Annotated in this window: 14 protein-coding genes; 7 read left to right on the top strand and 7 right to left on the bottom strand. The window is 65.1% G+C overall.

The features are described from left to right. Positions 1 to 15: 15 nt before the first annotated feature. The gene (locus FHY04_RS13605; protein WP_183936818.1) at positions 16 to 825 is read left to right on the top strand and encodes an ATP-binding protein; all 810 of its coding nucleotides are present in this window, start codon (positions 16 to 18) and stop codon (positions 823 to 825) included. Between the two features lie 42 nt (positions 826 to 867). Here FHY04_RS13605 and FHY04_RS13600 read toward each other — a convergent pair whose 3' ends face one another. After that, positions 868 to 1122, bottom strand: a complete 255-nt coding sequence (locus FHY04_RS13600; protein ID WP_183936817.1) for a hypothetical protein — start codon at positions 1120 to 1122, stop codon at positions 868 to 870. 87 nt (positions 1123 to 1209) lie between these two features. Then, positions 1210 to 2985 (bottom strand): ABC-F family ATP-binding cassette domain-containing protein, encoded by a 1776-nt coding sequence (locus tag FHY04_RS13595; protein WP_183936816.1) that lies wholly within the window; start codon positions 2983 to 2985, stop codon positions 1210 to 1212. Positions 2986 to 3101: 116 nt separating this feature from the next. On the opposite strand from FHY04_RS13595, the gene FHY04_RS13590 reads away from it, so the two are divergent. From FHY04_RS13590 to FHY04_RS13580, 3 genes are all read left to right on the top strand, one after another. Continuing rightward, complete coding sequence (locus tag FHY04_RS13590) at positions 3102 to 3419, top strand: hypothetical protein (protein WP_409349166.1); 318 nt, start codon at positions 3102 to 3104, stop codon at positions 3417 to 3419. 34 nt (positions 3420 to 3453) lie between these two features. Further along, a complete protein-coding gene (locus FHY04_RS13585; RefSeq protein WP_031393490.1) occupies positions 3454 to 4119 on the top strand; it encodes a response regulator transcription factor in 666 nt (221 codons plus the stop codon). Between the two features lie 82 nt (positions 4120 to 4201). After that, complete coding sequence (locus tag FHY04_RS13580) at positions 4202 to 5518, top strand: ATP-binding protein (RefSeq protein ID WP_183936814.1); 1317 nt, start codon at positions 4202 to 4204, stop codon at positions 5516 to 5518. On the opposite strand, the gene FHY04_RS13575 is transcribed toward FHY04_RS13580, so the two are convergent. Then, positions 5519 to 6517 carry an LLM class flavin-dependent oxidoreductase gene (locus FHY04_RS13575; RefSeq protein ID WP_183936813.1) on the bottom strand — a complete coding sequence of 333 codons (999 nt, stop codon included), beginning with the start codon at positions 6515 to 6517 and terminating at the stop codon, positions 5519 to 5521. Positions 6518 to 6641: 124 nt separating this feature from the next. Between FHY04_RS13575 and FHY04_RS13570 the strand changes: the two genes are divergently transcribed. The 3 genes from FHY04_RS13570 to FHY04_RS13560 are packed head-to-tail and all read left to right on the top strand — an operon-like array spanning position 6642 to position 8846. Continuing rightward, the gene (locus FHY04_RS13570) at positions 6642 to 7307 is read left to right on the top strand and encodes a pyrimidine 5'-nucleotidase (protein WP_031393493.1); all 666 of its coding nucleotides are present in this window, start codon (positions 6642 to 6644) and stop codon (positions 7305 to 7307) included. Continuing rightward, positions 7304 to 8125 carry a 2,3,4,5-tetrahydropyridine-2,6-dicarboxylate N-succinyltransferase gene (dapD, locus tag FHY04_RS13565; RefSeq protein WP_031440084.1) on the top strand — a complete coding sequence of 274 codons (822 nt, stop codon included), beginning with the start codon at positions 7304 to 7306 and terminating at the stop codon, positions 8123 to 8125. Before FHY04_RS13570 ends, dapD begins: the two co-directional genes overlap by 4 nt. Before the next feature lie 13 nt (positions 8126 to 8138). Continuing rightward, on the top strand, positions 8139 to 8846 hold the full coding sequence (locus FHY04_RS13560; RefSeq protein ID WP_221211788.1) for a CPBP family intramembrane glutamic endopeptidase: 708 nt from the start codon (positions 8139 to 8141) through the stop codon (positions 8844 to 8846). Here FHY04_RS13560 and FHY04_RS13555 read toward each other — a convergent pair. From FHY04_RS13555 to FHY04_RS13540, 4 genes are all read right to left on the bottom strand, one after another. Beyond that, complete coding sequence (locus FHY04_RS13555) at positions 8843 to 9619, bottom strand: ABC transporter permease (protein ID WP_183936811.1); 777 nt, start codon at positions 9617 to 9619, stop codon at positions 8843 to 8845. The two genes, FHY04_RS13560 and FHY04_RS13555, sit on opposite strands and share 4 nt — an antisense overlap. Next, a complete protein-coding gene (locus tag FHY04_RS13550; RefSeq protein WP_031394471.1) occupies positions 9616 to 10545 on the bottom strand; it encodes an ABC transporter ATP-binding protein in 930 nt (309 codons plus the stop codon). The genes FHY04_RS13555 and FHY04_RS13550 overlap by 4 nt, the downstream gene beginning before the upstream one ends. 169 nt (positions 10546 to 10714) lie before the next feature. After that, positions 10715 to 11425 (bottom strand): DsbA family protein, encoded by a 711-nt coding sequence (locus tag FHY04_RS13545; protein ID WP_082451560.1) that lies wholly within the window; start codon positions 11423 to 11425, stop codon positions 10715 to 10717. Continuing rightward, positions 11422 to 12777, bottom strand: coding sequence for a M48 family metalloprotease (locus FHY04_RS13540; protein ID WP_183936810.1), 1356 nt, complete (start codon positions 12775 to 12777; stop codon positions 11422 to 11424). Before FHY04_RS13540 ends, FHY04_RS13545 begins: the two co-directional genes overlap by 4 nt. Positions 12778 to 12788 lie beyond the last annotated feature (11 nt).

The following is a 12788-nucleotide window of genomic DNA, read 5'->3' as shown; positions in this document are numbered from 1 at the left end:
CGTCATGACCGCGCGATGACCGACCCGCTCGACAGGATCGCCGCCGCCCTCGAACGCCTCTCGCCGCCGCCGCCGCCAGTAGCGGACTGTCTGGCGTTTCCGGCCTATGTCTGGCGCAACCGGGCGCTTGTCCCGATCCGCGGTTTCGCCCCGCTGCCGCTCGATCTGCTGATCGGCATCGATCGGCAGAAGCATCTGCTGCTGGAGATGGTCCGGCGTGTCGGCCGCGGCCACGCAGCGCATGACGTGCTGCTATGGGGCGCGCGCGGCACCGGTAAATCGGCGCTGGTGAAAAGCGTCGTCGCCGCGGTCCAGGCCGAACAGGGCAATGTCGCGCTGATCGAGATCGCCGACATGACCGCGCTGCCGGACCTGTTTGCGATGCTGGCACCCGTGGACAGCGCCTTCATCGTCTTCGTCGACGATCTCGGCATCGATACTCCGTCTGAGGCGCGTGTACTGAGATCCGTGCTCGAAGGCGGTGCAGAGCCACGTCCCACCAATGTGCGTCTGGCCGTGACGGCGAACCGCCGGCATCTGGCGCCACGCGATATCGCCGAACAGGAGAGTGCCATCAATCCACGCGATTCGATCGACGACCAGCTGGCGCTGGCGGATCGGTTCGGACTCAGTCTGGGGTTTCATGCCGTCGATCAGGACGGCTATCTGGCAATCGTCGCGGGCTATGCCGCGCTGCACGATCTGCCATTTCAGCCCGACGAGGCTCTCACATGGGCAACGCAGCGGGGAAGTCGTTCCGGGCGTGTTGCCTGGCAGTATATCGTTGATCTAGCGGGGCGGTCCGGGCGCGCGATCAGCAAATAACGTAAAAAGGGCCGGCGCCGAAGCGCCGACCCTCAGAACAGCTTAGTTGCTGTCCGAATCGTTGTCGTTGTCGTCCTTGACGATGGCGACAACGCCAATCGCAACGACGCCAGCTGCGATCAGGCCGGCGATCACGCCAGCGCCTGCAGCCTTGTTCTTGCCGGTCGTTGCCGAACCGACGCGTGCCTTCGAAACCGACAGGCTCGACGCAGGGTTGGCAGGCGCCGCAACGGCTGCAACCGACGTGGACATCATAGCGATAGCGAGCGCGCTACCGATCAGGTTCTTCAGCTTCATAAGACTCTCCAAAACGTACAATGGCGGGATGCTGCAACGCGGTAACATGTGTCAAGTTCCAAATGGTTCGGAACGGTTTAGCTGCCGCTATTCGCCAACCTGCTCAGCCAGTTCCAGCCAGCGCAGCTCCGCAGCCTCCTTTTCTGCGCGCGCCGCCTCGATCGCGGCGGTCAGCCTGGCGAAGGTTGCATTGTCGCGCATGTACAGGTTCGGCGCGGCAAGCTTTGCGGCATCGCTCGCGATCTGGGCGTCGAGCGCCTCGATCCGCTTGGGGAGCAATTCATAATCGCGCTGATCCTTGTAGGTCAGTTTCGCGCGGGGCGCGGGGGCCGGCGGCGCGGTCGCGGCGACCTTCTTCGAGGCCCGCTTGCCGCTGGTCTGGGTCGCACGGCGCTTTTCCCAATCCTCGTAGCCGCCGGCGACGACATCGACGGTCCCGGACCCGTCAAGCCCGAGCGTGATCGTCACGGTCCGGTCGAGAAAGTCGCGATCATGGCTGACGATCAGGACGGTGCCGTCATAATCGCCGATCACCTCCTGCAACAGGTCAAGCGTTTCGAGGTCGAGATCGTTGGTCGGCTCGTCGAGCACGAGCAGGTTCGACGGCTTGGCGAATTCGCGCGCGAGCAGCAGTCGCGATCGCTCGCCACCCGATAGCGACCCGATCTTGGCGTCCACCATGTTCGGGTCGAACAGGAATTCCTTGAGATACCCGTGGATGTGCTTGCGCACACCAAGCACGTCGATCCATTCGCCGCCATCGACGACGACCTCGCGGACCGTCTTTTCAGGCGCCATTTGGCTGCGCTGCTGGTCGATCACGACCGCGTCGAGCGTCTGGGCGAGCTTGATCGAGCCGCTGTCGGGCTGGATCTCGCCGGTCAGCAGCTTCAACAGCGTCGACTTGCCCGCGCCGTTGCGGCCGACGATACCGATCCGGTCGCCGCGCGTGACGCGCAGCGTCAGGTCGCCGATGATTGTCCGGTCCCCATACGCCTTGGTGACGTTCTTGGCGTCGATCACCACCTTCGACTTGGTGTCGTCGCTGCCCGTCACGAGATTGGCGGAGCCCTGCGGTCCGACCATCGACGCGCGTTCGGCACGCATCTCGTGCAGCTTGGTCAGGCGGCCCTGGTTGCGCTTGCGGCGCCCGGTGACGCCGCGCAGCAGCCAATGTTCCTCCAGTTTCAGGCGCGCGTCGAGCTTTTCGGCCTGGCGCTGTTCCTCGGCATAAACCTGTTCGGTCCACGCCTCGAACCCGCCAAAACCAACCTCGGCGCGGCGGATCGCCCCGCGATCGAGCCACAGGGTCTGCTTGGTGAGACGCGTCAGGAAGGTACGGTCATGGCTGATCACGACAAACGCGCCGCGGAATCGCTTGAGCCAGTCCTCGATCCATTCGATCGCGCCGATGTCGAGATGGTTGGTCGGCTCGTCGAGCAGCAGCACGTCGGGGTCCTGCGCCAGCGCACGGACGATCGCCGCGCGGCGGCGCTCGCCACCCGACGCGGATGCGGCTTCACGCGACAGATCGATGCCGAGCTGGTCGGCGATCGAGTCGGCTTCGTAGCTGACCGGCGCATCGTCGCCGCCCATCACGTAATCGCGCAGGGTCGCAAAGCCGCGCAGGTCGGGCTCCTGCTCGAGGATGACGACCCGGGTGCCCGGGACGATCGTCCGGCGGCCCTCATCGCCCTCGATGCTGCCGCCGAGCAGCTTGAGCAGGGTCGTCTTGCCTGCGCCGTTGCGGCCGATCAGCGCGAGGCGATCGCGCGGACCGATATGGATGTCGAGGTTGCGAAAAAGCCATCCAGAACCCTGGACAAGGCCGAGGCCTTCGAATGCGAGAATAGGTGCTGCCATGTCCGGGTCACCTAGGGTCGCCGGGTGATGCAGGCAAGTTACACTATGCTGTCGTCCTGCTGTCGCCCTCATTCACAGGCTGTTCAATGCGCCGGGCCTATGCCACCTCCATGAAGATGCTGCTGTTCCTGACAACTCTTGCTGCTTTCCCGATACTGACGCCGCTGCTGGCAGGAGTCGCTGTCGCGCAGGCACCAGATCAGCGGCACGGCGACCAGCGATCCGCCTTCGAAGCCCGCAAGACGGGGCGGTCGCTGTCGTTGCGCGAAATCGAGGCGCGGGTAATCCCGACGATGCGCGGCTCGCAGTATATTGGCTTCGACTATGATTCGGGCAGCGCCATTTACACGCTCAAGTTCCTGCGCGATGGAACCGTGATCTGGGTCGATGTCGACGGCCGGACTGGTCAGATCGTCGGCCGCACCGACCGGTAACCCGGTAGCGGGCAATTCAAGCGAGAGGATTATCATGCGCGTTCTGATCGTCGAGGACGAGCCGAATCTCGGGGCTCAGCTCAAGAATACCCTCGAGGGCGCCGGCTATGCGATCGACCTCGCAGTCGATGGCGAGGAGGGGCATTTCCTGGGTTCGACCGAGAATTACGATGCCGTCGTGCTCGACCTCGGCCTGCCCGAGATCGACGGCCTCACCGTGCTCGACCGCTGGCGCAAGGAGGGCAAGGTCATGCCCGTCCTCGTGCTGACCGCGCGCGACAGCTGGTCCGACAAGGTCGCCGGGCTCGATGCGGGCGCCGATGACTATGTGGCAAAGCCGTTCCAGAGCGAGGAACTCATTGCGCGCCTGCGGGCCTTGATCCGGCGTGCGAGTGGTAACGCCTCCTCCGAACTGACCGCCGGCGACATCCGCCTCGATACGCGCAGCGGCAAGGTGACGCGTGCGGGCGAGCCGGTGAAGCTGACCGCGCAGGAATATAAGCTGCTGAGCTATCTGCTGCACCATAAGGGCAAGGTCGTCAGCCGCACCGAGCTGATCGAGCATATCTACGATCAGGATTTCGATCGCGATTCAAACACGATCGAGGTGTTCGTGACGCGTATTCGCAAGAAGCTGGGTCAGGACGTGATCACCACGATCCGCGGGCTGGGCTACAGCCTCGAAGATCCGGACGCCTGATCCCAAATCTATGACCGCGTCGACACTATCAGATGGGCCAATTCGTGTGCCCGCGGCGGTTAAGGGGTCGCTGTCACGGCGCATGATCCTGATCGCAGCGGTGTGGATTGGCCTCTTGTTGAGCGGCGGCGGGTATGCGCTCGACCGGGTCCTGGCCCAGGCGGTGACGCGCAATTTCGATGACCAGCTTGAATACGTCCTGCGTTCGTTGCTCAATTCTTCGGAAATCGGGCCCGACGGCGAGGTGCTATTCTCGCGCGAGGCGGTCGCCGACCAGCGGTTCCTCGAGCCAGGGTCGGGCCTCTATTATCAAGTTGCGGGAAGGGGCGCCGCCGACCTGGACTACACCTCGCGATCGCTATGGGATCGTCGGCTGGCGTTCGGATCGGCGCATGACGATCGCAATGTTCACTTTTACGACAGCATGCAGTTTCCGGATGAAAAGCTACGGATCGTCGAGCGTGACGCGGTTATTCCAGGATCAAAGGTTCGCTGGCGGTTTCAGGTTGCGCAGAGTCGCTACGGTCTTGACGCGCAGATCACCACCTTGCGCCGTACGCTGGTTCGCAGCTTCGCGCTGCTTGCGCTCGGGCTCATCGTACTTGCTGCGCTCCAGACATTCTACGGGCTCTGGCCGCTGCGTCGCGTACGCGAAGAGATCGGCCGGATGCGCGCGGGCCAGTCAAACCGGGTTTCCAGCGCGATGCCGATCGAGGTTGCGCCGATGGTCGAGGAACTGAACGCGCTGATCGAACATAACGAGCGTCAGGCCGAGGAAGCGCGACGGCATGCGGGCAATCTCGCGCATGCGCTGAAGACCCCGCTGACCGTGATCATGAACGCCGCGACTGCGCAATCGGACGATCTGGCCGATACCGTCATTCGTGAAGCGCGGACGATGCGGCGCCAGGTCGATCATCACCTTGCCCGAGCCCGTGCGGTCGGCCGGCGCGGTTCGGCGCATAGTCGTGCCGATGTCTGGCCAAGCCTCGAATCGGTCGAACGTGCGGTCGCCCGTCTGTATCGGCATGTCCGCATCGACATTACCGGCGACAAGACGCTCAAGGTTCATGTCGAACGCCAGGACCTCGACGAGATGCTCGGCAACCTGATCGAGAACGCCGCGAAATATGGCGGTGGCAGCGTCTTCGTGACGGTCGGCGCGCAGGCCGGGTTCGTCGAGTTTCTGGTCGAAGACGACGGCGTCGGGATCCCTGAGGAACAACGCGTCCGCATCTTCGATCGCGGCGTGCGGCTCGATACGGGCAAGCCGGGTACGGGTCTGGGGCTCGCGATCGTCCGCGACGTCGCCGAGATCTACGAGGGCACGGTCGGGCTCGAGGAGAGCGAGGACCTCGGCGGACTCATGGTCCGCCTGAGGCTGCCCGCCGCGAGCTGATCAGGCCGCGATCTTCATATCCTGCATCACGTCGGCGGTGATCGACAGGCTCCGCTTGCGGGCTTCGTGATCGTAGATCGCACTCGTCACCATCACCTCGTCGACGCCGGTACGCTCGACGAACGCGGCGATCCCGCGCGCGACCTTGGCCGGGCTGCCGACGGCCGAGCATTGCAGGACATGGTCGAGAATCTGGTTGCCTTGCGCGCCGACCGACTCGCGATAGCCCGCGACCGGCGGCGGCAACTGACGCGGATTACCGGTGCGGAGCGCGACGAACGACTGTTGCTGCGAACTGGCGAGCAGCTCGGCCTCGGCATCGGTATCGGCCGCGAAGACGTTGAAGCCCGCCATGACGTGGGGCTTTGCCAGCCGCGCGGAGGGGCGGAAATCGCGGCGATAGATAGCGAGGGCCGCATCGAGCGCATCGGGCGCGAAATGCGACGCAAAGGCATAGGGCAGGCCGAGCGCGGCGGCGAGCTGCGCGCCGAAGGTGCTGGAGCCGAGAATCCACATCTCGACATCCGCGCCCGCGCCCGGCGTCGCGACGATGCCGGTCTGGCCGTCATTGGCGAAATAGCTCTGCAGTTCCATCACGTCCTGCGGGAAGGCGTTGGCGTCGGTCTCGAGCGTGCGGCGCATCGCGCGTGCCACCCTCTGGTCCGAACCGGGCGCGCGGCCTAGGCCAAGGTCGATCCGGCCGGGGAACAGCGCGTCGAGCGTCCCGAACTGCTCGGCGATCACCAGCGGGGCGTGGTTGGGGAGCATGATACCACCCGATCCGACGCGGATAGTTCGCGTCGCGGCGGCGATATGCGCGATCACGACGGCGGTCGCAGCAGAGGCGATACCGGTCATGCCGTGATGTTCGGCAACCCAGTAACGCTGGAATCCGACGCTCTCGGCATGGCGCGCTAGATCGGCCGCATTGGCGAGCGATTGTGAAACGGTGCCGCCTTGGACGACGGGAACGAGATCGAGCAGGGAATAGCGTGTCATGCATTGGATATAGGTACCGAGCGGTAGCTTATCCAGTGTCCGGCAAATTTGCTGCGTCGCGCTCCGCGTGACCCGACCGCGCCGGCTTGTCCCTGCGCGCGGCGATGCCTAGAGGTTCGCTCCGATGCTTGCCCGACTTGACCATGTCCGCAACTGGATCTTCGATCTGGACAACACGCTGTATCCGGCGAGCGCCGATCTGTTTTCGCAGGTCGACGCACGGATGACCGGGTTCATCCAGGACCTGCTCGGGCTCGAGCATGACGAGGCGCGGCGCGTGCAGAAGGGCTATTTCCACAATCACGGCACGACGCTGTCGGGGTTGATGACCGAGCATCACGTCGATCCGCACGCGTTCCTCGCGCATGTCCATGACATCGAGATGGACGTGCTGGAGCATGATGCGCCGCTGGTCGCAGCGATCGCCAAGCTGCCCGGGCGCAAGCTGATCTTCACCAACGGCGACACGCCCTATGCGCTGAAGATCCTCGACCGTCTCGGGCTTGGCGCGAGTTTCGAGGCGATCCACGACATCCATGCGATGGACCTGATGCCCAAGCCGCATGCATCGGCCTATGCAGGCTTTTGTACCGCGTTCGACATCGACCCCGCCCAATCTCTGTTCGTCGACGACATGGTCCGCAATCTGCTGCCCGCCAAGGCGATCGGCATGACGACGGTGTGGGTCGACAACGGGTCCGAACAGTCGCCGGGCGCGGAACGCGATCATATCGATTTCACCATCCCGGTGCTCGCGCCGTGGCTGGAAACCATCCTGGAGACATCATGAGCAGCCTGCAGACGATCATCGACGCCGCCTGGGACGACCGGGCAAATCTCGGTCTGGAGACGAAGGGCGAGATCCGCGATGCAGTCGACAGCGCGCTGGCGATGCTCGATGCGGGCACCGCACGGGTCGCGGAGCCCGTCGGCGACGGGTGGCAGGTCAATCAATGGCTGAAGAAGGCCGTACTGCTGTCGTTCCGCCTCAACGACAATGTCGTGATCGACGGCGGATCGGGCGGCGCACCCGCGTTCGACAAGGTGCCGTCGAAGTTCGCGGGCTGGGGCGAGGCCGAGTTCCGCGCGGCCGGCATCCGCGTCGTTCCCGGCGCGGTCGCGCGCCGCGGCAGCTTCATCGCCAAGGGCGCGATCCTGATGCCGAGCTTCGTCAATATCGGCGCCTATGTCGGTGAGGGCACGATGGTCGACGCCTGGGCGACCGTCGGATCCTGCGCGCAGATCGGCAAGAACGTCCATCTGTCGGGCGGTGCCGGCATCGGCGGCGTGCTCGAGCCGCTTCAGGCCGACCCCGTGATCATCGGCGACGGCGCATTCATCGGCGCGCGTGCCGAGGTCGCCGAGGGCGTCCGCGTCGGTGAGGGCGCGGTGCTGTCGATGGGCGTGTATCTGGGCGCGTCGACCAAGATCATCGACCGCGCGACCGGCGAAGTCTTCAAGGGCGAAGTGCCGCCCTATGCGGTCGTCGTGCCGGGTTCGATCGGCGGCGGGGACGGCAAGCCCGCGCTTTACTGCGCCGTGATCGTCAAGCGCGTCGACGCGCAGACGCGGTCGAAGACGAGCATCAACGACCTGTTGCGCGACTAATCCGGCCGCGGTGATGGTCGCGCAGACACTGCTCGCGATCGTCGCCGTCTACGTTTTGGCGATCCTGTGGCGGGGGCGGACGTTCCGCGCTCGCCTGCCAACACGATCAGGGAGCGGCCCTGCAAAGCGTATGACGGCCTGGGCGGTCGGGTTGGCGGTGTCGTTCGGTCTGCCCGCTCTGATTGGCCTCGTACTGCTCGGCCAAAATCCGCTCGCGGCGGCGCAGCCGGCGGCAATCGCGCTGGTGCCGGGCGACTGGCCGCGCCTGCCGATCGCGCCACTGATCCTCGGCATGGCGCTCGGCACGCTCGCGAACGCGGCGATCACGCATGCCTTGTGGCGCCGCGGCCGCCGCGCGTTCCAGATCGGCACCTTCCCCGATGTCCTGCCGAAGACGCGCAAGGACATTCTCCAGGCCATCGCCCTCGCGATCAGTGCCGGGATCAGCGAAGAGCTGTTCTTCCGCCTGTTCCTCCCGCTGCTGATCGCGCTGGTGTCCGGCAGCGCGCTGGCGGGGACGATCATCGCCGCCTTATGCTTCGGCGGGGTGCATCGCTATCAGGGGTGGCGCGGCGTCGTCGCGACGACGCTGTCGGGCGTGGCGCTGTCCGTGGTCTACGGCCTGACGAACAGCGTGTGGATGGCGATCGCGTTTCACATCGCGATCGACATCAATGCGCTGGTCGTGCGGCCGATGGCGCGCGGGGCGTGGCGCGCCTAGTTCTTCATCCGCCAGCCGGTCTTGAAGATCAACGCGATCACGCCAAGGCAGGCGACGAGGAACGCCGCGGTCACCGCGAGGCTGATGCCGACCGCGACATCACCTTGCCCGAAGAAGCTCCAGCGAAACCCGCTGATCAGATAGACGACCGGGTTGGCCAGGCTGAGCGTGCGCCAGGGCTGGGGCAGCATGTCGATCGAGTAGAAGGCGCCGCCGAGAAATGTCAGTGGCGTGATCAGCAGCGCGGGGACGAAGTTCAGCTGTTCGAAGCCGTTCGCCCAGACGCCGATGATAAACCCGAACAGGCTGAACGCGACGGCCGTCAGGATCAGGAAGGCGAACATCGCGAACGGATGCGCGATATGCAGCGGCACGAAACAGGCGGCGGTCGCCAGGATGATCAGGCCGATGATCACCGACTTGGTGGTCGCCGCCCCGACATAGCCGATCACCATCTCCATCGCGGACACGGGCGCGGAGAGCAGTTCGTAGATCGTGCCGGTGAATTTGGGGAAGTAGATGCCGATCGATGCATTCGCGATGCTCTGCGTTAGCAGCGAAAGCATGATGAGGCCGGGGACGATGAAGCTGCCATAGCCGACGCCGCCGACCTCCTGCATCCGGCTGCCGATCGCACCGCCAAAGACGATGAAATAGAGCGACGTCGTGAGGACGGGGGTGACGAGGCTCTGCCACAGCGTGCGCAGGGCCCGAGCCATTTCGAAGCGATAGATCGCCCAGACGCCGTGCCAGTTGAGGAAGGGGGTGTTCATGCGCGCTCTCCGACGAGATCGACGAAGATGTCCTCGAGGCTCGACTTGCTGGTTTCGAGATCCTTGAAGCCGATGCCGAGTTCGGCAAGCTTGCGCAGGAGCGAGGGGATGCCGGTATGGTCCGCCTGTGCGTCGAACACATAGCGCAGGCGCTTGCCGTCATCCTGCAGCGACACGTCCCATTCGGCGAGCTCGGGCGGGATCGCGGTCATCGGCTCCTGCAACGCCAGATCGAGCTCGCGCTTGCCGAGCTGTTTCATCAGCGATGCCTTGTCGTCGACGAGCAGCAGCTTGCCCTTGTTGATCACGCCGACGCGGTCGGCCATCTCCTCGGCCTCCTCGATATAATGCGTGGTCAGGATGATCGTCGTGCCACCCTCGCGCAGGCGGTGGACGAGCTTCCACATGTCGCGGCGCAGCGCGACGTCGACGCCCGCGGTGGGTTCGTCGAGGAACAGGATCTCGGGCTCATGGCTCAACGCCTTGGCGATCAGGACACGGCGCTTCATCCCGCCCGACAATTCCATGATCTTCGCATGGCGCTTGTCCCAGAGCGACAGGTCACGCAGCACCTGTTCGATATAGGCGCTGTGGCCCGAGCGACCGAACAGGCGGCGGCTGAAGGTGACGGTGGCAAGCACCGTCTCGAACATGTCGACGTTCAGTTCCTGCGGAACCAGACCGATGCGGCTGCGCGCCTGCTTATAGTCGTGGATCGCATCGAAGCCCGCGACGGTAATCGTTCCTGCGCTGGGCGTGACGATCCCGCAGATGATGCTGATCAGCGTGGTCTTCCCCGCTCCATTGGGCCCGAGCAGCGCGAAGATCTCGCCCTTGCGGATGTCCAGATCGACGGGGTGGAGTGCGGTCGTACCGCTTTTGTAAGTCTTCGTGACGCCCGCAACGGACAGGATCGGTTCGGTCATTGGGCCCCCTTTTAAGTGAGGGGAAGATGGGGGTGGTGGGGTGTGAAAGTAAGGCCTGACGCGACCCCATCGTCATCCCCGCGGAGGCGGGGATCCATAGACTCGGACGTTCGCCAATATGGGTCCCCGCCTCCGCGGGGATGACGAAATGGGGGTTTGCGAAGTCGGCTTATCCGGCGCGGGCGGCGGCGACCGCCTTTTGCAGGTCCTCGAGCGGCAGCGCGCCGGACAGGATGCGGTCGCCGACCACCCAGCTCGGCGTGCCCGTCATGCCGAGCTTGGCCGCGGTTTCCATGTTCTTGCCGATCTCTGCATCGGCGGTCTTGGTGAAGCCGGCCTGATTGATGTCGACCCCGGCCTTCGCCGCCGCCGCCGCGATCGTCGCGTCGCTGACCTGGCCGCCGGCGTAGAGCGCGTCGTGGAAGGCCGCGAACTTGCCCTGTTGGGCGGCCGCGAGGCTCGCGCGGGCAGCGACGCGGCTTTCCGCGCTGAGGATCGGCAATTCGCGGAAGACGACGCGGACCTTGGGGTCTGCCGCGATCAGCTTTGCGATCATCGGCAGGCTCGCGCGGCAATACCCGCAATTATAATCGAAATATTCGACGAGCGTGACGTCGCCCTTGGGGTTGCCCGCCCAGGCGCTGCCGAACGGCGTGACGATCGCGTCGCGGTTGGCAGCGACCGTCTTGCCCGACTCGCGGTCGCGCAGTTTCTCCATCGCTTCGGGCAGGATCTCGGGATGCGCGAGCATGTAGTCGTGGACGATCGCCTCGACCTGTGCGCGCTCGACGCCACCGCCCTGGCGATCATAGCCCCACACCGCGAATCCGCCCAGGACCGCCCCGACCGCCGCGATGGCGGGCAACATCATCTTGTTCATCTGCGCCGCTTATACTGCTTGGGATTGTCGTCCATCTCGTTCTGCGCGGCCATCGCGATATCCTGCGCGCGGATCCAGTCGGGGGTGTTGGCGGGGATGTTGGCGAGCGCATATTGCGCGCTGGCCGATGCGGTCCGCATGTCGCCGCCCATGCTCGCGCGCTCGGCGGTGGCGAGCGCCGCGCGAGCCGTATCACCGGTCAGCTCGTAGACGGTGCCGAGCTGCATCCAGGCGAACGGATTCTGATCGTCGCGGCCGACTGCGGTGCGCAGGACCTTCGTCGCCTCGGGATAGTTTGCCTTGTTCTCGGTCGCGATCAGCGCGTGGCCGAACGTCGTGGCGATCAGCGGGTTGTTGCGCGAGCCCTCGGTCGCCTCGCGCAACGGGACGAGCGACTCGACCGGCCTGCCCGCCTCGAGCAGGATCTGGCCCTTGATCTCGAGGAAATAGGGATCGTCGGGCCTGGCCTTCACCAGCGCGTCCGCCTCGGCATCGGCTTTCTCGGGATATCCCGATTTATGATAGGCATAGGCCCGGGCATAGTGTGCGTAGATCGACTGGTCGCTCGGCGGATAGCTTTGCAGCGTGCGCGGCGCGGGCAGGACATAGCCGGCAAGCTTGGCCTTCACGCGGCGGAAGCGTTCCTCGAGCGCGGCATCGGGCTTGTTCGCCCAGGCGGGCGACGCCTGGAGATCCGCGGTCAGCGCCGAGACACGCTCGCCAGACAGCGGATGCGACTGCATGAACGGGTCGATATTGGCGGTGCCGAAGCGATATTCCTGCTGCTGCAGCTTTTTGAAAAAGCTCAGCATGCCGCGGCCCGTGACGTTGGCCTCCCGCAGATATTTGGCGCCGCTCGCATCCGCAGTGGATTCCTGCGTGCGGCTGAACGCGAGGTAATTGCCCATCGCGGCCTGTTGTCCGGCCGCCATGATCCCCGCGCCCGCCTCGCCGCTGCCCGCCGCCATCGCCGCCAGGCCGAGCACCATCGACAACAGGTACATGCCCATCGCGGGTTTGGTCCCGCGATCGGAGAGCACGACATGACCGTCGGCGATGTGGCCGAGTTCGTGCGCGATCACGCCCTGGACTTCGTTCGCATTGTCCGCCGCCTGCAGCAGACCCGAATGGACATAGACGGTCTGGCCGCCCGCGACGAACGCGTTGATCGAATCGTCGTTGATCAGCACGACCTTGACGTCGCGCGGCGACAGGCCCGCCGCGGTGATCAACGGGCCGGACATTTCGGCGAACATCGTTTCGGTTTCCGCATCGCGGAGGATCGACTGCGCCTGCGCGGGTTGCGCCCAGAGCAGGAGGGTGGCGGTCAGGGCCGCGACGAAGCGCTTCATATCGCGCAGTA

Source organism: Sphingomonas sp. BK481 (genome assembly GCF_014194875.1).
GTDB classification, from domain to species: Bacteria; Pseudomonadota; Alphaproteobacteria; order Sphingomonadales; family Sphingomonadaceae; genus Sphingomonas; species Sphingomonas aerolata.
Note: the sequence above shows the minus strand (reverse complement) of the source record. Positions and strands in the feature narration are given on the sequence as shown.